Source organism: Microbispora sp. NPDC046933, assembly GCF_040644635.1.
GTDB lineage: Bacteria > Actinomycetota > Actinomycetes > Streptosporangiales > Streptosporangiaceae > Microbispora.
In genome coordinates this window covers 96512-116767 of the sequence record NZ_JBEYWW010000012.1, presented here as the reverse complement: position 1 = coordinate 116767, position 20256 = coordinate 96512, and the positions used below count along the sequence as shown (strand labels likewise).

The 20256-nt window shown below is 71.2% G+C and carries 18 protein-coding genes; 10 read left to right on the top strand and 8 right to left on the bottom strand.

Features of this window, described 5'->3' with window-relative positions:
• Positions 1-34: 34 nt before the first annotated feature.
• The 4 genes from lysA to ABZ857_RS18125 all read right to left on the bottom strand — a co-directional run bounded on the left by lysA (position 35) and on the right by ABZ857_RS18125 (position 4638).
• Complete coding sequence (gene lysA / locus ABZ857_RS18140; RefSeq protein WP_357044483.1) at positions 35-1393, bottom strand: diaminopimelate decarboxylase; 1359 nt, start codon at positions 1391-1393, stop codon at positions 35-37.
• A gap of 176 nt (positions 1394-1569) precedes the next feature.
• Positions 1570-2262: an anticodon-binding protein gene (locus ABZ857_RS18135; RefSeq protein WP_357044264.1), complete on the bottom strand. Its 693-nt coding sequence runs from the start codon at positions 2260-2262 to the stop codon at positions 1570-1572.
• Entirely contained in the window at positions 2259-2447 is a 189-nt protein-coding gene (locus tag ABZ857_RS18130; protein ID WP_357044262.1) for a hypothetical protein, read from the bottom strand. Before ABZ857_RS18130 ends, ABZ857_RS18135 begins: the two co-directional genes overlap by 4 nt.
• Positions 2448-2616: 169 nt before the next feature.
• Positions 2617-4638, bottom strand: a complete 2022-nt coding sequence (locus ABZ857_RS18125; protein ID WP_357044260.1) for a glycosyltransferase — start codon at positions 4636-4638, stop codon at positions 2617-2619.
• A 216-nt stretch (positions 4639-4854) separates the two neighbouring features.
• On the opposite strand from ABZ857_RS18125, the gene ABZ857_RS18120 reads away from it, so the two are divergent.
• The 4 genes from ABZ857_RS18120 (at position 4855) to treS (ending at position 9268) form a co-directional block, all read left to right on the top strand.
• Positions 4855-5199 carry a type II toxin-antitoxin system RelE/ParE family toxin gene (locus ABZ857_RS18120; RefSeq protein ID WP_357044258.1) on the top strand — a complete coding sequence of 115 codons (345 nt, stop codon included), beginning with the start codon at positions 4855-4857 and terminating at the stop codon, positions 5197-5199.
• 5 nt (positions 5200-5204) lie between these two features.
• Complete coding sequence (locus ABZ857_RS18115) at positions 5205-5504, top strand: helix-turn-helix transcriptional regulator (protein WP_357044256.1); 300 nt, start codon at positions 5205-5207, stop codon at positions 5502-5504.
• A gap of 76 nt (positions 5505-5580) precedes the next feature.
• Positions 5581-7269 (top strand): asparagine synthetase B family protein, encoded by a 1689-nt coding sequence (locus tag ABZ857_RS18110; RefSeq protein WP_357044254.1) that lies wholly within the window; start codon positions 5581-5583, stop codon positions 7267-7269.
• Positions 7270-7528: 259 nt separating this feature from the next.
• Positions 7529-9268 carry a maltose alpha-D-glucosyltransferase gene (treS, locus tag ABZ857_RS18105; RefSeq protein ID WP_357044252.1) on the top strand — a complete coding sequence of 580 codons (1740 nt, stop codon included), beginning with the start codon at positions 7529-7531 and terminating at the stop codon, positions 9266-9268.
• Positions 9269-9291: 23 nt separating this feature from the next.
• On the opposite strand, the gene ABZ857_RS18100 is transcribed toward treS, so the two are convergent.
• From ABZ857_RS18100 to ABZ857_RS18090, 3 genes are read right to left on the bottom strand one after another with little or no spacing between them, the layout of a single operon-like run.
• Complete coding sequence (locus tag ABZ857_RS18100; protein ID WP_357044250.1) at positions 9292-11565, bottom strand: FtsX-like permease family protein; 2274 nt, start codon at positions 11563-11565, stop codon at positions 9292-9294.
• Positions 11566-11605: 40 nt separating this feature from the next.
• Entirely contained in the window at positions 11606-12355 is a 750-nt protein-coding gene (locus ABZ857_RS18095) for an ABC transporter ATP-binding protein (protein ID WP_357044248.1), read from the bottom strand.
• Positions 12352-12858, bottom strand: coding sequence for a PadR family transcriptional regulator (locus ABZ857_RS18090; protein WP_357044246.1), 507 nt, complete (start codon positions 12856-12858; stop codon positions 12352-12354). Before ABZ857_RS18090 ends, ABZ857_RS18095 begins: the two co-directional genes overlap by 4 nt.
• Positions 12859-12993: 135 nt before the next feature.
• On the opposite strand from ABZ857_RS18090, the gene ABZ857_RS18085 reads away from it, so the two are divergent.
• The 6 genes from ABZ857_RS18085 to ABZ857_RS18060 all read left to right on the top strand — a co-directional run bounded on the left by ABZ857_RS18085 (position 12994) and on the right by ABZ857_RS18060 (position 19256).
• Positions 12994-14256: an ABC transporter substrate-binding protein gene (locus ABZ857_RS18085; protein ID WP_357044244.1), complete on the top strand. Its 1263-nt coding sequence runs from the start codon at positions 12994-12996 to the stop codon at positions 14254-14256.
• Positions 14257-14258: 2 nt separating this feature from the next.
• A complete protein-coding gene (locus ABZ857_RS18080; RefSeq protein ID WP_357044242.1) occupies positions 14259-15584 on the top strand; it encodes an ABC transporter substrate-binding protein in 1326 nt (441 codons plus the stop codon).
• Positions 15585-15882: 298 nt separating this feature from the next.
• Entirely contained in the window at positions 15883-17133 is a 1251-nt protein-coding gene (locus ABZ857_RS18075) for an ABC transporter permease subunit (RefSeq protein WP_357044481.1), read from the top strand.
• Positions 17130-18017 carry a carbohydrate ABC transporter permease gene (locus ABZ857_RS18070; protein WP_357044240.1) on the top strand — a complete coding sequence of 296 codons (888 nt, stop codon included), beginning with the start codon at positions 17130-17132 and terminating at the stop codon, positions 18015-18017. The genes ABZ857_RS18075 and ABZ857_RS18070 overlap by 4 nt, the downstream gene beginning before the upstream one ends.
• 183 nt (positions 18018-18200) lie before the next feature.
• On the top strand, positions 18201-18881 hold the full coding sequence (locus ABZ857_RS18065; protein ID WP_357044238.1) for a uracil-DNA glycosylase: 681 nt from the start codon (positions 18201-18203) through the stop codon (positions 18879-18881).
• Positions 18882-18905: 24 nt separating this feature from the next.
• Complete coding sequence (locus ABZ857_RS18060; RefSeq protein WP_357044236.1) at positions 18906-19256, top strand: hypothetical protein; 351 nt, start codon at positions 18906-18908, stop codon at positions 19254-19256.
• A gap of 63 nt (positions 19257-19319) precedes the next feature.
• Here the strand turns inward: ABZ857_RS18060 and ABZ857_RS18055 are convergent, their stop codons facing one another.
• Positions 19320-20216: a polysaccharide deacetylase family protein gene (locus ABZ857_RS18055; protein ID WP_357044234.1), complete on the bottom strand. Its 897-nt coding sequence runs from the start codon at positions 20214-20216 to the stop codon at positions 19320-19322.
• Positions 20217-20256: the final 40 nt, after the last annotated feature.

The window sequence follows — 20256 nt, the reverse complement described above, 5'->3', positions numbered from 1 at the left end:
CTCGCTTCGCCGCCGGACTGTCCGGGACGGCCGCTCACAGCTGCCCCCTGAGCAGGTCGTCCTCGGTCTCTCTGCGGATGATGACCCGCGCCTGGCCGTTGGACACCGCGACGACGGCGGGCTTGGGCAGATAGTTGTAGTTGTTGGCCAGCGACCGGCAGTAGGCGCCGGTGCCGGCGACGGCGATCAGGTCGCCGGGGGCCAGGTCGCCCGGCAGGTACAGGTCGCGCACGACCATGTCACCGCTCTCGCAGTGCTTGCCGACCAGGCGCGACAGCATCGGCGCCGCCTGGCTCACGCGGGAGGCGAGCACGGCCGTGTACTCGGCGCCGTACAGGGCGGTGCGGATGTTGTCGCTCATGCCGCCGTCGACGCTCACGTAGGTGCGCAGGCCCTCCACGTCCTTGACCGTACCGGCCTCGTACAGGGTCACGCCGGACACTCCGGCGATCGAACGGCCCGGCTCGACCGTGAGGCGCGGCACCGGCAGTCCGGCCGACTCGCACACCTTCGTGACGATCTCCCGCAGGCCGTCCGCGATGACCTTGACGTCCAGGGACTCGTCCCCCACGACGTACGGGATGCCGTATCCGCCGCCGAGGTCCAGCTCGGGGAGCACCACGTCGTGCTCCTCCTTGATCTCGACCAGCAGCCGGGCCAGGCGGCGGGCCGCGACCTCGAAACCGCCGGTGTCGGTGATCTGCGACCCGATGTGGGAGTGCAGGCCGACCAGTTCGAGCTGCGGCAGCGCGAGGATGCGCCGCACCGCCTCGGCGGCGGCGCCGCTGCTCAGCGACAGGCCGAACTTCTGGTCGTCGTGGGCGGTCGCGATGAACTCGTGGGTGTGCGCCTCGACGCCCACGGTCACCCGGATCATCACCTTCGGCCGCACGCCGTGCTCCTCGGCCAGGAAGCCGAGTCGAGCGATCTCCTCGAACGAGTCGACCACGATGTGGCCCACGCCGACCTGGACCGCCTTCTCCAGCTCGGCGAGCGACTTGTTGTTGCCGTGCATCGTGATCCGCTCGGCCGGGAAGCCCACGCTGAGCGCCACGGCGAGCTCGCCGGCGCTGCACACGTCGAGGCCGAGGCCCTCCTGGTCGATCCAGCGGGCGACCTCGCGGCACAGGAACGCCTTGGCGGCGTAGTGGACCTCGCCGTCGTGGAAGGCGGACCGGTACTCGCGGCAGCGTGAGCGGAAGTCCTCCTCGTCGATGACGTACAGAGGTGTGCCGAACTCCTTCGCCAGGTCGCGCACGTCGATCCCACCGATCGTGACGGCACCGTCGGCCCGGCCCGACGTTCGCGGCCAGATGGCCGGTTCGAGCGCGTTGAGGTCGGCGGGCACGTACGGCGGACGCTCCTCGGGGTGTCCGGCGGTGACGGCGACGATCGTTGAGGCGGCGTGCAGGTCGCCGGCGGGGTGGGCGAATCGACTCACCCGAACGAGGCTAGCCGACCCTGCGATTCACTCGCGCCCGCTGCTCACCCTGCGAGACGGCCCGAACGGAAGATATTCAGATCCGCAGGTCATCGGCGACAGCACTTTCAGCCAACCGCTGGTTTTGTTCAGATTTTGCCGGGTGGGGCGACGCCGAGCTCCGCCATCCCCTCGCCGAGCACCCGGCGCACCGCCTCCCCCATCCGCACCCGCGCGGCGTGGACGTCCGACGGCGCCTCGTCGCCCCTGGGGATCGGGGACGCGCGCTCCACCGCCGTGTGGTAGACCTCGGCCAGCCGTTCGAGGTACGCCGCCCATCCCGGATCGCGGCTCTCCCTCCTGCTCGGCAGTTCGGCCAGGACCCGCAGCACGGCCCGGTCGAGGGGGCCGTCGAGGAGCTCGGGCCGCGCCGCCGCGCCGCCCGGCACGCCGAGGTCGCGCGCCCAGCGCCGTACGGCTCCCGCCCGCACGTACGCGTACCGCACGGCGAAACCGGGGTTGTCCCATGTGCGGGGAAAGTCCGGCCACGGCGCCACAGCACCCGTTTCCGGCGGAGGCTCGGCGAGCGGGGCGGCCAGGATGTCGTGGACGATCTCGCCCGGCGCGGCGACGCCGATGACGAGGAAACCGTTCGGCCGGACGTCGACGTGCCGCACCCCGGGCACCGCGCGCAGCCGTACGGCCAGCCGCTCGGCCGCCTCGGCCGCGGTCTCCGCGGTCCCCCGCAGCGCCGCGGTGGAGACGAACCGCGCCTCCCGCTCCCACGACCCCTGCGGCACGGGCGGCGCGCCGAGGACGTCGCGCAGCGCCTCCATGATCATGGCGCTGCCGGGCCGTCCTTGGGCGCGGCGGTCAGCGTGAGACACCCGGGGATCGCGGCGAACGCCTCACGCAGGCACGCGGCCGGATCCGCGGACGTGGGCTCGCCCGGCATCGACGTCCAGGACTCCAGAGCGCCGTGCCAGGCCCCCACGAGCATCTTGAGGGTCACGGCCTCGAACCCCACTCGGTGAGCAGCTCCAGGTCCGTGTCCGACCGGTACGGCTGTCGTGGTCATCGCGGCGAGTCTAGCCCGGCAGGCGATGCCTCTCGAGGGCCTATGCCCCGAGTGGCATGCCGAAGTGGGCCGCCTTCGCGGCGAGGCCGGGCTCGACCTCGGCTGACGTGCGGACGGATCAGAGCAGGGCGAGGGGTTCGGCCGGGACGTACCCCTCCATGCGGGCGGAGCCGAGCAGCGAGCCCTCCGCCGAGTCGCGGACGCAGACGTAGGAGTACCGGTCGGCCGAGTAGACCCGCACCCCGTCCGTACGGCACTGCCGCATCAGGACCTCGCCCCACTCCTCGGAGACGTCGGCGAAGCCGAGCGCGGTGAGGGTCTGGCGGCGGGCCAGGACGGTGCCGCCGGCCACCTCGGGCAGGAACCGGTGCTCGGCCCCCGGCTGGCGCAGCAGCGTCGCGCCGGTCCCCGGCAGGTGGGCGTAGAACGACGCCTTTCCCAGCACCTCCGCGTCCGTGGAGGCGAAGTGCCGGACGAGGTCGGCCAGGTAGTGCTCGCCGTACAGGTCCCTGGCGTCGAGCACGGCCACGTAGTCGCCGTCGGCGAGCCTGATCGCGCGGTCGAGGGCCGCGCCCCGGGTGACCGGCTCCTCGGTGGCGCGGACCACGACGTCGAGGTCCGGGCACGCCTGGCGGACCGTCTTGTCCACCACTCCCGCGTCCAGGCCGTCCGCCACGATCACGATCTGGCCGGGCCGCTCGATCTGCCGGGTGACCTGGGCGAGCAGACGGTCGAGCTCCGCCGGGCCGGAGACGGCGGTGATCGCCGTGATCACACCGCTGCCCCGCACGCTCGGCACGCCGAGGGTGTCGAGGATCGGGTCGAGCAGCGGGGTGACGCTCGCGCGGGCCCGCCAGGCGAGGTGGGCCTCCCTGTCCAGCCGTCCGGCGTCGGCCATGAGGATCTCGGCCGCCGCGAGGATCTCCTCGCCCTTGGCCCCGGCCCGCACCTGGAGCACCGGGGTGCCGCAGGCCGCGACCTCCCCTATCACCCTCGGCTCGGCGTCGGCGCCCGCGATCACCAGGGCCGGCTGCCGGTAGGCCGTCAGCACGTCGTCGTACGCCGTGGGGTCGTCGCCCTGCCCGGCCAGCGACTGCCAGGCCTCAGCGCCGGCCGGAGGGGTGACCGTGCCGAGGGTGACGATCTCCCCGGTCCTGCCGCCCTCGGCGGGGATGGGGTTGTGCACGCGGGGCTGGATCGCGTGCGGGAGCACGCCGACCCGGTCGTGCCGCAGCGCCGCGCGCCACTCGCGGGCCCGGGCCTCGGTGGTGGCCAGCACGTACTCGAAGTGCTCGGCCGCCGGCACCGCCCGCGACACCGCGCCGCCGGAGTGCCAGAAGACCGTCTTGACCCCCCGCTTGTGGCAGGCCGCGACCAGGTCGCGCAACGCGCGCGTCTCCCCGGCCAGCGCCTCCAGCCACCGCCCGCCGTTGCCCTGCCGGGGGCCGGGCCGAACGGACTCGACGAACAGCACGTGCGGCCGCTGCTGGTCGAGCATGGCCTCCCAGTTGTCGGGGCCGAAGTTGGTCACCAGCCGCCACTCGTACCGCAGCAGCGCCTCGGTCTGCCGGTCCACGATCGCGGCGACCGTCATGTACGGCCGGGCCGTCGGGCCCTTGGGCACCACGAACGACTCGGCGAGCGGCGCGGAGACCTGCGGGGCCTTGGGCTCGGGCGCGGCGGGGGCCGCCTTCACCTCGGGGACGGCGGGGATCTCGGGCTTGAAGTCCGAGCGCTTGGGCGCGGGGCGCCTCTTGACCGGCGCCTTGAGCGTCCTGGCCACCGTGCCGGGATTCTTGCTGTGGATCGCGTCGCCGAGCTTGCTCCACCGGCTCTCCTGGAGCGAGGCGAGCTTCCAGTTGGCCACCTCGGTCTGGTACTTCTGCTCGGCGAGTTGCTTGGCGAGCTGCGCGTTCTGCCGCTCGACCGTCTTCAGTCGCGCCTCGGCCTCACGCATCCTGGTCAGGGCCTCGGCCTCCGAGCGCGCCACCTCCTCCAGCCGCCGCTGGTAGTCGCTGATCAGCCGGGCGAGCTCCGCCGCGCCGGAGGCCCGCTCCACCGCCTCCGCCAGCGCCTGCCGCAGCGCCGCCGGGTCGCTCCGCTCGGGCTGTCCGGCTGCCGGCTCGCTTACCTCGCTCATAGGGGGTGACTCCGCGGTAGACCTTCAGGACCAGAGTCACAATATTCGCAGAACGCCCTGATCGCTCTCAGGCAGAGCCGAGACCTCGTCCGCCTCATCCGCCGCACCGCCCGACGCCCCAGTGAGCGCGATGTCCGTTGTCGTCGTCCCGATCACCCAGGAATCGATTCACGATCCGGGAGACACGACACTTGCCTCGGCTATAACGTCCGTGTTATGAGTTGGGGGAAGGTGGAGTTGGAACCTGAGGTCGACGAGTGGTTCGACTCGCTCAGCCAGGACGACCAGGAGACTGCCGTCTTCTATGTCGATCTGCTGGCCGAGCGCGGCGTGCTTCTCGACGAGCCGTACACCCGGCAGCTATGCGGCAAGCTTCGGGAACTGCGATTCCACCTCTCCCGAGACGCGGTCCGCATCACCTACTGGATCGCGCCAGGAAGACGCATCATTCTGCTCACGGTCTTCCGCAAGCAGCGGATGCGGGAGACGGCCGAGATCGAGCGAGCTGTGCGGGCGATGCGGCGATGTATCGCGGAGGCGCACACGGCGGACGAGGAGTGATCGACATGGGCGAGCGCAAGGCATGGTCGGACAAACGCGCCGAGATCATGAATCGGCCCGGTGCCGGAGCCGCTTACGAGGCCGCTCGCCTCCGCTTCGAACTCGGCGACGCGGTGCGGCGACGTCGCGAGGAACTCGGCCTGACACAGACGGAGCTGGGCGAACGCGCGGGTCTCAAGCAACCCGCGGTCGCCCGCTTCGAAGCCGGCGGCACCATGCCTACCCTTCCCATGCTGGAACGCCTCGCCGAAGCCCTGGAGGTCCGGCTCAGTGTCCAGTTCCAGCCTCTTCGCCAAGCGAGTTAGCCCAAGCGGTAAGGCGTCGCCCCCGAGCCGGCTGGGAGGTCCGTAGACTCGGCTGCGGTTCAAGGGAGGGCAAACCGTGCGCAAGGGTGAGTGGCCGCGATTCCAGGCCAGGCCGTACGTCTGCGGGGCCGTCGGGCCCTTCGAGCAGGCCACACTCGACCTGCTGGCGCGGTCGGGGCCCGCCGTCCAGGCCGTGCACACCGCCCCGGAGGCCGCGCTGCTCGCGTCGGCTCCCCTGGCGCCGTACGCCACGGGTGAGCGGACGGCCGCGTACGCGTGGGGCGGCCGGACACCGGAGACCGGGGGCGAGCCCCGGGCGAACGCGTGGCTGCGGGTCGCGGAGACGTACGAGACCCCGGGTCTGGTGGACGGGCCGGAGTCGGTGAGCCTGCACACGGGCGGTCTCGGCCTGGTCGACGTCTACTACCTGCAGAACGGCGACGCCGTCTACTTCTCCTCGCTGATCGAGCCGCTCCTCGCGCTGGCCCGGCGGCCCTACGAGGTGAACTGGGAGGCGTGGGCGGCGATCCTCACGCTGACCTACCCGCTGCTTGAGGACACGCCCTACCGCCAGATCCGGCGCCTGCCCGGCGCGACCGCGCTGACCTGGTCTCGGCGCGAGCGCAGGCTGAGGACCGACCGGCGGGCCCCGCGCTGGGTGCGGGAGGAGCCGGTGGACCGGGGCGTGACGGGCGGCGACCTGGTCACGCTGCTGCACGACGCGCTCAAGCCGTACGAGCGGGTGCTGGTGCCGGTGAGCGGCGGGTACGACTCGCGGCTGCTGGCCAGCGTGGCGGTGGCCAGGAAGATGGACGTCGAGTCGTGGACCACCAGCCCCGACGACGGCCTGGACAACGACATCGACTTCGCCCGCTACATCACCCGCGAGCTGGGCATCCCCCACCGGATCATGCCGCAGGACCCGGCCGCCTACCCGCAGGAGGCGCTGTGGGCGGCCCGGCGCCTGGAGTTCCTCACCAGCCACCACGCGTGGTACTCCCCCTTCGCCCGAGAGGTGCACGGCGCCGGCCGGGCGCTGGTGGACGGCCTGGCGGGCGGCCCGCTGATGAAGAACTTCCTGATCACGGCGGACGCCGTCGGCGCGGGGACCGGCGCGTCCCGCCGCGAGGCGCTGCTGAAGGCGCTGGCGACCGGCGACGCCCACATCCCCGTGCTCGGCGAGGCCGCCGCCGCGTGGATGGACGACCGGGTCCGTGCGGCGTTCACCCGGGCGACCTCCATGCTGCACGGGCACCGGGCCGAGCTGCCGTTGAGCGTGCTCCACACCCGGACCGTGCGGGGCATCGCCCGGTCCCCGGTCAACCTCGTCGGCCCCGAGGCGACCCCGGTCTTCCCGTTCCTGCACCCGGAGTTCTTCGACGCGGCGCTGTCGGTGCCGGTCGCCCGCAAGGAGGGCGGCAAGTTCTACCGGGAGGTCCTGCGGGCGGCCAACCCCCGGGTGGCGGCACTGCCCTCGACCAACACTCCGCTGCTGCCGAACCGCCGGGTGCCGCTGCGCTCGAACGGACCGGTCGCCCGCGAGTGGAACCACCGGATGCTGGTCAAGGCCGCGGAGATCCCCGGGCTGATGTCGGCCCGGATGACGGAGGCGATCGCCGGCGGGCCGGACGCGCTGACCGCCTTCGGCTCGTGGAACTCGCGGTTCTGGCTGCGCGCCCTGGTGGCGTTCGGGGCGTGGCTGGCCGACTACGAGGACGTGCTCGGCGACCTCACCCCGCCCTGGCCGGCGCCGTCCGGCGGGTAGCCCGCGCGGTGACGCCGCACGCCTGTGCGGGCCCTCCCGAGGGGGTGGCCCGCACAGTCCGGCCGCGCGCCCGTGCGGTAGCCGTACGTGATCACTTGAAAACAGGTAAAAACTGCATGTCAGACCGGTGTCAGCCTTTTCGGTCAGGCCACCTCTGGTGGTAGTTTTGGTCAAATAGAGCCAAACATCACGGCGTGAGCTTCAAAGCTCGGGTGTGACCTGACCACGCGCCCCTTCTTTCCTCAGATGCGAGAACCAGATGAACGCTGCTGCGCCCTGCCCTGACCCGGTTCCGGCGTCACACGGTGCGTCCTCCGGCGATCTCCCGGAGATCACCGACTTCACCTCGCAGGACCCCCGCTGGTACAAGCGCGCGGTCTTCTACGAGGTGCTGGTCCGCGGGTTCAAGGACTCCAACGGCGACGGCACCGGCGACCTGCGCGGGCTGATCGACAAGCTCGACTACCTGAGCTGGCTGGGGGTCGACTGCCTCTGGCTGCTGCCGCTCTACGAGTCCCCGCTCAAGGACGGCGGCTACGACATCTCCGACTACCTCAAGATCCTTCCGGAGTTCGGCGACCTCGGCGACTTCGTGAAGCTGATCGAGGCGGCGCACGAGCGCGGTCTGCGGGTCATCACCGACCTCGTCATGAACCACACCAGCGACCAGCACCCGTGGTTCCAGGCGTCCCGCACCGACCCGGACGGCCCGTACGGAGACTTCTACGTCTGGTCGGACGACCCCGAGAAGTACTCGGGCGTCCCCATCGTCTTCGTGGGCACCGAGGAGTCGAACTGGACGTACGACCCGGTGCGCAAGCAGTACTACTGGCACCGGTTCTTCCACCACCAGCCCGACCTCAACTACGACAACCCGGCCGTCCAGGAAGCGATGATGGAGGTCATCCGCTTCTGGCTCGACCTCGGTGTGGACGGGTTCCGGCTGGACGCGGTGCCCTACCTGTTCGAGCGTGAGGGCACCTCCTGCGCCGGCCTGCCCGAGACGCACGACTACCTCAAGAAGGTCCGGGCCGAGGTGGACCGGCTCTACCCCGACCGGGTGCTGCTCGCCGAGGCCAACGGCTGGCCGGAGGACGTGGTGGAGTACTTCGGCGACCCCACCGTGGGCGGCGACGAGTGCCACATGGCCTTCCACTTCCCGCTGATGCCGCGCATCTTCATGGCCGTGCGCCGGCAGAGCCGCGAGCCGATCTCCGAGATCATGTCGCGCACCCCCAAGCTGCCGGAGAGCGCCCAGTGGGGCATCTTCCTCCGCAACCACGACGAGCTGACGCTCGAGACGGTGACGGAGGAGGAGCGCGACTACATGCACGCGGAGTACGCCAAGGACCCGCGCATGCGCGCCTACCTCGGCATCCGGCGGCGCCTGGCCCCCCTGCTGGAGAACGACAGGGACCAGATCGAGCTGTTCACCGCGCTGCTGCTCAGCATGCCGGGCTCGCCGGTCATGTACTACGGCGACGAGATCGGCATGGGCGACAACATCTGGCTGGAGGACCGCGACTCGGTCCGCACGCCGATGCAGTGGACCCCGGACCGCAACGCCGGATTCTCCGACGCCGACCCCGGCCGGCTGTACCTGCCGGTGGTCATGGACCCGGTGTACGGCTACCAGGCGGTCAACGTCGAGGCCCAGACCAAGAGCGAGTCGTCGCTGCTCCACTTCACCCGGCGGATGCTGCAGATCAGGCGGGAGCACCCGATCTTCGGCACCGGCAGCTACACCGAGCTGTGGTCGCCGAACCCGAGCGTGCTGGCCTTCCTGCGGGAGGAGGGCGACGACGTGGTCCTGTGCGTCAACAACCTGTCGCGCTTCGCCCAGCCGGTCGAGCTCGACCTGCGGCGCTTCGCCGGGGTCACCCCGATCGAGTGCCGCGGCGGCGTCTCCTTCCCGACGGTCGGCGACCTGCCCTACCTGCTCACGCTGCCGGGCTACGGCTTCTACTGGCTGTCCCTGCGCAGGTCCCCGGACGCCTGAGAGGGCGTCTGAGGGGCCGCGCCTCAGCGGGCGGTGACGGGCACCTGCGCCCGCGCCGCCCGCCTGGCGGGGATCAGCGCCACCAGCAACGCCGCGCCGACCGCGATCAGGAGGGTCGCGGCGAGCATGCCGGGCGTCGGGGCGCGGCCGATGCCTGCGCCGACGCCGCTGCCGCGGCCCTCCAGGTCGATCAGCCAGCGGGACCAGGACGCGCCCGCCGCCGCCCCCAGCACGACCCCCACCGCCGCGGGCAGACCGGTGGCGGTGACCAGCGTGGCCGTCACCTGGCGCGGAGTCAGGCCCATCGCCTTGAGCACCGCCAGGTCGAAGACGTGGTCGCGCAGCCCGAGCGCGCTCGCCGTCAGCAGGCTGGCCAGCCCGATCAGGGCCAGCACGGCGACCAGCGCGACGATGATCACGCGGATGACCGACAGCCGGTCGGCCGGGTTCACGGCCTGGGCCACCTCCAGCCCCTGCCCCTGCAGCCGGGCGCGCACCTGGGCCGCGTCGGCGCCCGGCCGCAGCACCAGGGCGTAGAACTGCGGCGGCAGCGCGTCCTTGGCCGCCAGGCTGTCCACCCCGAACGACAGCACCTCGCCGTCCTGCTCGGGCTCGACCACCCGGCCCACGATCCGCACGATCAGCGGGGTGCCCCCGATCGTCATGCGCACCCGGTCGCCGATCCGTACGCCGAGGAGGTCGAGCAGGCCCTGCCCGGCGACCGCCTCGCCCCGGTCGGCGAACATGCGGCCCTCCACCACGGGGAAGGGGTACGGGTCGGAGGACAGGCCGAGGGCCCTGGTCCGCACGGTTCTCGTCTGCCAGGGGACGAGCGCGTCGAGTTCGGCGCCCGGGTAGGCCGCGACCACGTCCGGATCGGCCATCGCGCGCTGGCGCGCCTCCTCGGCGGTCAGCTCGCCCGGCCGCACGGACAGGGCCGCCGCCTGGCCCACGCTCTCCGGATGGCGGATGAAGTCGTCGAGGGTCGTCCAGCAGCCGAGCCCGATGGTGATCATCATCATCGGGATGGCGACGCCGCACACGGTGAGCGCGGCGGGCGTCCTGCGGGTGAAGGCGTCCCTGGCGCCGAGGACGAGCGCGGGCGGCAGCCGTACGAGCAGGGCGACCCGGGCCAGCCGCGACAGGTGCCCGCGCGGCGGCGCCGCCGGGGCCGCCGGGATCGGCGGGGTGCGCCCGCCGCGCCAGGCCGGGATCAGGACCGCGACCAGCACCGTCAGCGACGTCCCCGCGATGATCGCGGTGAGAGGGCCGGCCGACAGCGGCACGACGACCGTCTCCCCCATGGCGTACGCCGTGATCAGCCGGGCGACGACCGCGCCGACGGCGATGCCGAGCAACCCGAGTGTGCCGTGCTCGGCGACGAGCATCCGGATCACCTGGCCCCGGGTGAACCCGAGCGACTTGAGCGTGGCGATGTCGCGCAGCTGCATCAGCACCCGGCCTCCGGCGGCGTTGGTGAGCGCCAGCGCGGCGGCGACCAGACCGGCGACGCCGAACAGCGCGAGCAGCAGGCCGAGCAGCCGGTTGTCCAGCTCCATGGAGGCCCGCACCTCGCGCCAGGTCGCCACCCGCTGCACCTGGTTGCGCAGCGTGAAGACGGCCCTCTGGACGACGAGATCGGTGGTGGCGGGGTCGGCCAGCCGCAGCCCGGTCACGGTCTCGGTGCGGCCGGGCGCGGGCTCGACCACGTTCAGCGTCTGCGCGAGCGTCCAGGCCAGGCCCGGGGTCCACTCCGGGTAGAAGCCCTGGTCGCCGCTTTCCGCCAGCCCGGCGACGGTCAGCGTGTGGGTCGCGCCGTTCAGTCCGGTGACGGTGAACGGGCTGCCCGGCCGCAGGCCGAGGGCGCGGGCGAACGACCGCTCGACGACCACGCCGTTCGGGGTGCGCACGTCGAGCCAGCGGCCCTCGCGCAGGAGCGGGCGGGCCACGGCGGGGAAGGCCGCCGGCGTCTCCTGCAGGGTGATCGGCACCCGCCGGCCGCGGGCGACCAGCGTGGCCGGCGCGCTGCGATACGGCCCGGCGACGTCGGTCACGCCGTTCAGGCGGCGCAGCGCCGACACGTCGGGGACGTCCTTGCTGTGGATCCAGATGTGCGCGCTGTTGCTGCGCTCGAACAGGCCCCGCCAGGGGTTGGTGCCGTCCTCGAGCAGCGTGGCCGCGATGATCAGGGCGGTGACGATCCCCGCCACCGCGAGGACCGTGAGCGCGGCCTGACCCCGGCGTGCCCGCAGGTCCGCGCGGATCCACCGCAGCTCCGCGGTCCTCGTCGTGATCAAGCGGCCCCCTCGTGCCGGTCCCGTGCGTCGCCGGACGATCTCAAGTGCGCAGCTCCACGACGTCTCCGGCCGCTCCCAGGGGGCGCCGGCGCGACTTCGGGATCGCACCGTCGTCGACGATCTGGCCGTCCAGCAGGGTGACGACGCGGTCGGCCATGCTCGCCACCCGGGCGTCGTGGGTGACCAGCACGATCGTCTGGCCCTGCCCGTGCACCTGGCCGAGCAGGCGGAGCACGTCGCGGGTGTTGCGGCTGTCGAGGTTGCCGGTCGGCTCGTCCGCCAGCAGCAGCCGGGGCTGGTTCGCGAGCGCGCGGGCCAGCGCGACCCGCTGCTGCTCGCCCCCGCTGAGCTGCGCGGGCGACGCCCCGGCGCGGTCGGCCAGGCCGAGCTCGCCGAGGAGATACTCGCGCCGCTCCCTGGCCTGGCGGGGTGAGACGCCGCCCAGCAGCGCGGGAAGTTCGACGTTGTCGGCCACGGTCATGTTGGCGACCAGGTTGAAGAACTGGAAGACGAAGCCGATCTTCTCCCGGCGGAGCACCGCCCACCCGCTCTCCGAGAGCGTGTCCGCCCGCCTGCCGTCCAGCCAGATCTCGCCGCTGGTGCGCGTGTCCAGGCCGCCGAGCATGTGGACGAGGGTGGACTTGCCCGACCCGGACGGGCCCATGATGGCGATGAACTCCCCGGCCTCGACGGTCAGGTCGACCCCGCGTACGGCGGGCACGGGCAGCCCGCCGGTCTGGTAGATCTTCACCAGGTTGACCGCCCGGACGACCGGAGCGTCGGCGGTCATGGCAGGTCCTCCTGGCAGCGTTCGAGCCAGTCGAGGTCGGCCTGCAGGTGGAGCATGGCCCCCTCGATGAGCAGCAGCGCGACGCGGTTGGCCGGGTCGGTGCGCTCGGCCAGCTCGCGGAGGTCTCTCATGAGCGCAAGGTAGTGCCGTCGCTGCCGGTTCACCAGGGCCATGCGGTCGGACAGCCCGGTCATCGGAGCCAGCACGAGCTTCATGAAGAACTCGTCGCGCACCCGGGGGCCCTCGGTGGGCTCCTCGACCCAGGTCTCCAGCGCCTCCCGGCCGGTGGCGGTGATGTAGTAGACCTTCTTGTTCGGCCGGTTGGCCTGCTCGACGTCGACCGACCGGACGTACCCGTCCTTCTCCAGTCGGCCCAGGGTCACGTAGATCTGGCCGATGTTGGGCGACGGGTAGGCACCGCCGAAGATCGTTTCGAGTGCCTGTTTCAGCTCGTATCCGTGGGCAGGTTCCTTCGCAAGGAGCGCCAGCAGCGACTGCCGCACGCGCCCACCCCCAAGCCGTATCGAGCAGTTATCGGAGCGTTACCAGCCGATCCGTTGACGCTCACATTATCGCTATGCATAACATGCATGCACCTACCTAACACGTATGTAACCGGCTTTTCACGCGGAGGCCACATGGTTCGCCGAGCCGTAGCCGTCCTGGCCACCTTCCTGGTGGCCGGTTGCGCGGGGCTCGCCGACACCGGCGCCGACTCCGCTGTGGGCAGCGACGGCACCGGGCCGATCACGCTGGCGATCGGCAGGGACACCACCGCGTACCTCCGCCCGCTGCTGGACCGGTGGAACCAGGCACACCCGGACGAGCCGGTGTCGCTGCTCGAACTGCCCGAGGCGGCCGACGAGCAGCGCGCCCAGATGGTGGCCAACCTGCAGGCGCACAACGACGTCTACGACGTGCTCGCGCTCGACGTGATGTGGACGGCCGAGTTCGCCGACGCCGGCTGGATCGTGCCGCTCGACCGCAGCCTGTTCCCCCTGGACAGGCTGCTCAAGGGCGTCGCGGACACCGCCATCTACCGCGACAGGCTGTGGGCGGCGCCGTACACCAGCAACGCCGGCCTGCTCTACTACCGGTCCGACATCCTGAAGAAGGAGCACCTGAAGCCGCCCAGGACCTGGGCGGAGCTGCGCGAGCAGGCCTCCCGCCTGAGCGCGAAGTATCACATCGGGGGATATGCCGGGCAGTTCCTGCCGTACGAGGGGCTGACGGTCAACTTCGCCGAGGCCGTCCAGTCGGCGGGCGGGTCGATCCTCAGCCCGGACGCCCGCACGGTCACGATGGACTTCGGCAGCGCGCGGGCCGCGCTCGACTTCCTCGTCGGCGGCGTCAAGGAGGGGTGGATCCCCCGCGAGGCGCTGACGTACAAGGAGGAGGAGTCCCGGCTCGCCTTCCAGGAGGGGCGGCTGCTGTTCGCCCGCAACTGGCCGCACGCGTACGGCCCCGCCGCTCACTCGAAGCTGGCCGGGAAGTTCTCGGTGACCCGGCTGCCCGGCCTGAACGGGCCCGGGTCCAGCTCGCTCGGCGGCTACAACCTCGCCATCAGCGCCTTCTCCAAGCGGCAGAAGTCGGCGCTCGACTTCATCCGCTACTTCACCGGACGGGACAACGAGCGGCTCGTGCTCACCGAGGGCTCGTTCCCCCCGGTGTGGGCCGAGTTGTACGACGACCCGGAGCTCATCGAGCGGTTCCCGTACCTGCCCGCGCTCAAGGAGGCGATCGTCTCCGCGCGGCCCAGGCCGGTCACGGCCGACTACAACCAGATCAGCCTGCTGATCTCCAGCGCCGTTTCCGGCGCGCTCACTCTCGCCAAACCCGTAGACGAGACCGTCGCCGACCTGAAACAGGGGCTCGGCGAGGTCATCCAGCCCGGAGGATAGATATGCGCAAACTTCCCCCCATCATGGTCGCGTGCCTCGCTCTCGCCGCCGCCGCGTGCGGCAGCGACTCCGGCAGCGAGCCGGCCGCCTCGGGCAGCGCCTCGGCCGGCGGCGGCGCCGCCGCCAAGCCCTTGGAGGGTGTGAAGGTCGAGGTCGCCGCGAAGTGGACCGGCGACGAGCAGGCCAACTTCGAGAAGGTGCTCAAGGCGTTCGAGGAGAAGACCGGCGCCAAGGTCACCTACGCCTCCACCGGTGAGGACACCGGCGCCTACCTCGGCCCCCGCATCCAGGGCGGCAACCCTCCGGACGTCGCGATCCTGCCGCAGCCGGGCCTGGTGCAGCAGTACGCCGACGAGAACGCGCTCAAGCCGCTGTCCCCCGAGGTGCAGGCGCAGATCGACCAGAACTACACCCCGTACTGGAAGGAGCTCGGCTCCGCCAAGGGCCAGGTGTACGGCGTGCTCGTCAAGGCGGCGCACAAGTCGCTCGTCTGGTACCGCCAGTCGGCCTTCGACGATGCCGGCGCCCAGCCCGCGTCCACCTGGGACGACCTGATCAAGAACGCCCAGACGCTGTCCGACTCCGGTGTCTCGCCGTTCGCGCTGTGCGCCGCCTCCGGCTGGACGCTGACCGACCTGTTCGAGAACGTCTACCTCTCCACGGCGGGCCCGGAGAACTACGACAAGCTCTCCAAGCACGAGATCCCCTGGACCGACGCCTCGGTCAAGACCGCCCTGGAGAAGCTGGCGCAGATCTTCGGCAAGAAGGAGTTCATGCTCGGCGGCTCGTCCGGCGCGCTGCAGACCGACTTCCCGACCTGCGTCACCCAGGTGTACGCCCAGAAGAAGGCCGCGATGGTCATCGAGGCCGACTTCGTCGCCGCCTCCCTGGGCCAGTCGGGCGCCAAGGTCGGCGAGGAGGCCAAGATCATGCCGTTCCCGAAGGCGGGCGACACCGCTCCGGTCATCCTCGGCGGCGACGTCGCGGTGGTGATGAAGGACAACAAGGGCGCGCAGGCGCTCGTGGAATACCTGGCTTCCAAGGAGGGCGGCGAGGTCTGGGCCAAGCAGCCCGGCTACCTGTCCCCCAACCGCAACGTCTCGCCCGACAACTACCCCGACGACCTGACCAAGCAGCTCGCCCAGACGATCATCTCGGCCGGTGAGTCGGTGCGGTACGACATGTCCGACCTCGCGCCCAGCGCCTTCGGCGGCACCGACGGCAAGGGCGAGTGGAAGGACCTGCAGGACTTCCTCCGCAACCCGTCCGACGTGAAGGGCGCGCAGGAGAAGCTCGAGGCGGACGCCGCCAAGGCCTTCAAGAAGTAAAGGAAGGACGGCCGTGACCGAACGGTTGGACGGCCCGCAGGCCACCGGCGGCGGAGACTCCGCCGCCGGGGCCTCCTCCGGACCGAGCGAACCCCCCGCAGATCCTTCCCCGAGCTCCCCCGGCGGCTCCCCGGACGACTCCGCCCCGGCCGCCCCGGACTCCGCGACCACTTCCGACGAGCCGCCCGCGGGTCCGGCGGCGGCGGGGTACGCGACGGCGGCCCCGCCCGGCGCGGTCGCCACGGCGGGCGCGGCGGAGGCGCCCGTGCGCCTCGGCCCGTCGCCGAGACTGGCGGTGATGTTCTTGCTGCCGGCGGTGCTGCTGCTCGCCGCGTGGATGATCTATCCGGTCGTCTACTCGATTTGGCGCAGCCTCTTCGACGCCACCGGCGACCGCTTCGTCGGACTGGGCAACTACGTCTCGATCTTCACCGACTCCTCGACGCTCACCACGATCAGGAACAACATCATCTGGGTCGTGGTGGCCCCGATCATCGTCACCGCGCTCGGCCTGATCTTCGCGGTGCTCACCGAGCGCATCCGCTGGTCCACGGCCTTCAAGCTGGTGCTGTTCATGCCGATGGCCGTCTCCCTGCTCGCCGCCGGGGTCATCTTCCGCCTCGTCTACGAGCAGGACCCGGACAAGGGCGTGGCCAACGCGATCATCACGACCGTCCACGACGCCTTCTCCTCCAGTGCGGGCTACCCCGGCGCCCGGCCGCGGGAGAACGACCAGGCGCCCGCGGTCGTGCAGGGCGGCGCCGTGGTGACGAGGCAGCAGGTGCAGGCGGGCACGCCGGTGCTGATCCCGCTCGTCGGCCTCAGTCAGGACGTGGTGAAGGACGCCGCGCCCGCCAAGGCCGCCCCCGGCGGCGACGGCCTGAGCGGCACCGTCTGGCTCGACGTGGTCCGCGGCGGCGGGGGCACGCTCAACCAGATCGACCCGCAGGAGAAGGGCCTCGGCGGCATCACGGTCGAGGCGGTGTCCGGCGGCGCGGTCAAGGCGACGACCGAGACGGCCGCCGACGGCACGTTCCGCTTCTCCGGCCTGCCGGCCGGCTCCTACGTCGTACGGCTGCCGCAGTCGAACTTCTCGGCGGCCTTCAACGGGCTCACCTGGCTGGGGCCGTCGCTGATCACCCCCGCGATCATCGGCGCGTACGTCTGGGTGTGGGCCGGGTTCGCGATGGTGCTGATCGCGGCCGGGTTGTCGGCGATCCCCCGCGACGCCCTCGAGGCCGCGCGGATCGACGGCGCGACGGAGTGGCAGGTGTTCCGCCGGATCACCGTGCCCCTGCTGTCGCCGGTGCTGCTCGTCGTCTTCGTCACCATGATCATCAACGTGCTGAAGGTCTTCGACCTGGTGTTCATCATCGCCCCCGGCTCGGTGCAGCCGCAGGCCAACGTGATCGCGCTGGAGATGTGGCGCGTGTCGTTCGGCGGCGGCGGCAACCAGGGCCTGGGCAGCGCGCTGTCGATCTTCCTGCTCGTGCTGGTGGTGCCGTTCATGATCTTCAACATCCGCCGGTTCAGGAGGGACGAGGGATGACGACCCTGGCCGAACCCCGGCACGCGCCGGCGATCGAGCGCGGCCTGTTCGCGCGGGTGGTCGACCGCCTCGGCGGCGGCCTGGTCCAGGTCTTCATGATCCTGGTCGCACTGTTCTGGCTGATCCCGACTCTCGGGCTGCTCGTCGTCTCGCTGCGCGGCGAGACCGACAACAACTCCTCCGGCTGGTGGACGCTGTTCACCAAACCCGCGCAGCTCACGTTCGACAACTACTCGAACCTGCTCGCGTCGGGCTTCAGCTCGTCGTTCTGGAACACCGTCCTCATCACGGTGCCCGCGACGCTGCTGGTGATCGGCATCGCGGCCATGGCGGCGTACGCGTTCGCCTGGATCGAGTTCCCCGGCAGGGACATGGTGTTCCTCGTGGTCATCGCCCTGCTGGTCGTCCCGGTGCAGATCGCGCTGATCCCCATCGCCAAGCTGTACGGATTCCTCGGGATCTTCGGCTCGATCCTCGGGGTCGTGCTGTTCCACGTGGCGTTCGGCCTGCCGTTCGCCATCTTCCTGCTGCGCAACTTCTTCGCGGGCATCCCGCGCGAGCTGCTGGAGGCGGCGCGGATGGACGGCGCGCCGGAGTGGCGGATCTTCGCCACGGTCGTGTTCCCGCTGGCCAAGCCCGCGATCGCGTCGCTCGGCATCTTCCAGTTCCTGTGGGTGTGGAACGACCTGCTCGTCGCGCTGGTGTTCGCCGACACCGACAACCAGCCGATGACGAAGGCACTGCAATCCCAGATGCGGCAGTTCGGCACGAACGTGGACATCCTCGCGCCGGGCGCGTTCCTGTCGCTCATCATCCCGCTGGTGCTGTTCTTCGCCTTCCAGCGGTATTTCGTGCAGGGCATGCTCGCGGGCTCGGTCAAGTGACCGGCCGGAGGCCCCGAGTCGTCCGGGGCCTCCGGCATCACCGCGGTCGACACGGGAAATGTCCCGTGTGTGGCGAGCCGTGCCGGAAGGGCGTCGGATGCCCGCTTCACGGGGGTAAGCGGGCATCCGATCTTTCCGCCGCCGGGCCGTACGGGGGCGGAAAAGCCGATAGAGTGCGCGGACATGTCAGGACGTCCGTTGCACGAACTCGTGGAAGCCGGATGGGCCGAGGCCCTCGCACCCGTGGCCGAGCGCATCGCCGCCATGGGCGACTTCCTCAGGCAAGAGATCGCGGAAGGCCGCCAGTACCTCCCGGCGGGGAACAACGTGCTGCGCGCGTTCCAGCAGCCGCTGAGCGAGGTCCGGGTGCTGATCGTCGGCCAGGACCCCTACCCCACCCCCGGCCACCCGGTCGGCCTGAGCTTCTCCGTGGCCCCGGACGTACGGCCGCTGCCGGGGAGCCTGGTCAACATCTTCAAGGAGTACATGGCCGACCTCGGCCACCCCACGCCGCCCTCGAACGGCGACCTCACCCCGTGGACCGAGCAGGGCGTGCTCCTGCTCAACAGGGTGCTGACGGTGATGCCGGGCAAGCCCGCCTCCCACCGGGGCAAGGGCTGGGAAGAGGTGACCGAGCAGGCCATCAAGGCGCTGGTCGATCGGGGCGGGCCGCTCGTGGCGATCCTGTGGGGCCGCGACGCCCGCAACCTGCGGCCCATGCTGGGGGACGTGCCGTGCATCGAGTCGGCCCACCCCAGCCCGCTGTCGGCGCGCAGCGGGTTCTTCGGCTCCCGTCCGTTCAGCCGGGCCAACGCCCTGCTGGAGCAGCAGGGCGGGGCGCCGGTCGAGTGGAAACTGCCGTGACGGCTTGCCGATAGGATCACCACCATGAGCGATGGAACGGACACCGGTCGCTACCTGCGGCTCACCGTCGACCTGGTGGTCGAGGTCCTCGATGTCGACGCGCTGCAGGCGGCGGCGCTCGCCGAGATCCGCGACCCCCAGGCCGAGCTGGACGACGCCGAGCGGCAGGAGCAGATCGAGCTGGTCAACTCCGACGAGACGGGCGCGGCGGCCCTGCAGTGGCTGATCGAGCCCGACCATGTGCTCGGCCTGGTCGAGCACGTGGCCGAGATCGAGCCGCGCGAGGCGATGCTCGGCGTGGAGCCGTCGGAGGGCGTCCTGGAGGACGAGGAAGACCACGACCACGACCACGACGAGCCGGGCCACATCCACTGAGGCCGGGCCACGAGAGGGCGCCCGGCCGGCCACCGGCCGGACCGGCGCGTCCTTGCCGGCCCCTTACGCGGACCGGCCGCCCGTGCTCTGGTTGATCGTGCTCTGGTTGATCGTGCGCAGGTAGTGCGCCGCGATCTCGTCGCTGGTGGTGAGCCAGACGTCGGGCTGCGCGGTGAGGAAGGCCAGCGCCTGATCGAGATACCTGGCCCGGAACGCCTGGCCGATGACGAAGGGGTGCAGGGCCAGCGCCATGACCCTGCCGCTGTGTGCGGCGTCGGCGTGCAACTGCTCGTACTGGTCCCTGGCGATCTGGACGAACTCCGGCCCCGTGACGCCCCTGTCGAACAGGAGCAGGTCGTTGAGCTCGACCGAGTAAGGGACGCTGATCATCCCGGGGACGTTCAACGGGTACGGCTGGTCGTCGTTGGTCCAGTCCAACACGTAACCGAACCCCAGCTCGGCGAGCAGGGCCGGCGTGTTGAAGGTCTCGGTCAGGCCGGGGCCCATCCAGCCGCGCGGCCGCCGGCCGGTGGCCTCGGCGATGGTGCCGGCCATCTCCGTGAGGAGGCGGCGTTCCTCCTCCAGGGACATGCCGGTGTGCAGGATCGAGTTGGTCCGGCCGTGCAGGAGCCAGGCCCAGTCGCGGTCGAGGCCGGCCTTGATGATCTGCGGGTAGTGCTCGGCGACGGCGGAGTTGAGCAGGACGCTGGCCCTGATGCGGTGCCGGTCCAGGATGTCGGCGACGCGCCAGACGCCGACCCTGGCCCCGTAGTCGCGCCAGCCGTAGTTGAGGGCGTCGGGCACGAGGTCGGCCGTACCGGCCCAGATGCTGGTGGACGGGCGGTCGACCAGGAAGTGCTCGATGTTGAGGCCGATGTAGACGGCGACCCTGGCGCCGCCGGGCCAGTTGATCGTCGGACGCTCGGTGATCGGGCTGTAGTCGAAGAGCGTGTTCTCCATGCCCCGACGGTAGAAGCTAACATCGATGTCAAGTTCAAGC

Coding starts and splice junctions, on each gene's coding strand:
- ABZ857_RS18135 (WP_357044264.1), bottom strand. CDS start 2,262: ATGATCATGGAGGCGCTGCGCGACGTCCTCGGCGCGCCGCCCGTGCCG.
- ABZ857_RS18125 (WP_357044260.1), bottom strand. CDS start 4,638: ATGAGCGAGGTAAGCGAGCCGGCAGCCGGACAGCCCGAGCGGAGCGAC.
- ABZ857_RS18120 (WP_357044258.1), top strand. CDS start 4,855: ATGAGTTGGGGGAAGGTGGAGTTGGAACCTGAGGTCGACGAGTGGTTC.
- ABZ857_RS18115 (WP_357044256.1), top strand. CDS start 5,205: ATGGGCGAGCGCAAGGCATGGTCGGACAAACGCGCCGAGATCATGAAT.
- treS (WP_357044252.1), top strand. CDS start 7,529: ATGAACGCTGCTGCGCCCTGCCCTGACCCGGTTCCGGCGTCACACGGT.
- ABZ857_RS18095 (WP_357044248.1), bottom strand. CDS start 12,355: ATGACCGCCGACGCTCCGGTCGTCCGGGCGGTCAACCTGGTGAAGATC.
- ABZ857_RS18085 (WP_357044244.1), top strand. CDS start 12,994: ATGGTTCGCCGAGCCGTAGCCGTCCTGGCCACCTTCCTGGTGGCCGGT.
- ABZ857_RS18080 (WP_357044242.1), top strand. CDS start 14,259: ATGCGCAAACTTCCCCCCATCATGGTCGCGTGCCTCGCTCTCGCCGCC.
- ABZ857_RS18075 (WP_357044481.1), top strand. CDS start 15,883: ATGTTCTTGCTGCCGGCGGTGCTGCTGCTCGCCGCGTGGATGATCTAT.
- ABZ857_RS18070 (WP_357044240.1), top strand. CDS start 17,130: ATGACGACCCTGGCCGAACCCCGGCACGCGCCGGCGATCGAGCGCGGC.
- ABZ857_RS18065 (WP_357044238.1), top strand. CDS start 18,201: ATGTCAGGACGTCCGTTGCACGAACTCGTGGAAGCCGGATGGGCCGAG.
- ABZ857_RS18060 (WP_357044236.1), top strand. CDS start 18,906: ATGAGCGATGGAACGGACACCGGTCGCTACCTGCGGCTCACCGTCGAC.
- ABZ857_RS18055 (WP_357044234.1), bottom strand. CDS start 20,216: ATGGAGAACACGCTCTTCGACTACAGCCCGATCACCGAGCGTCCGACG.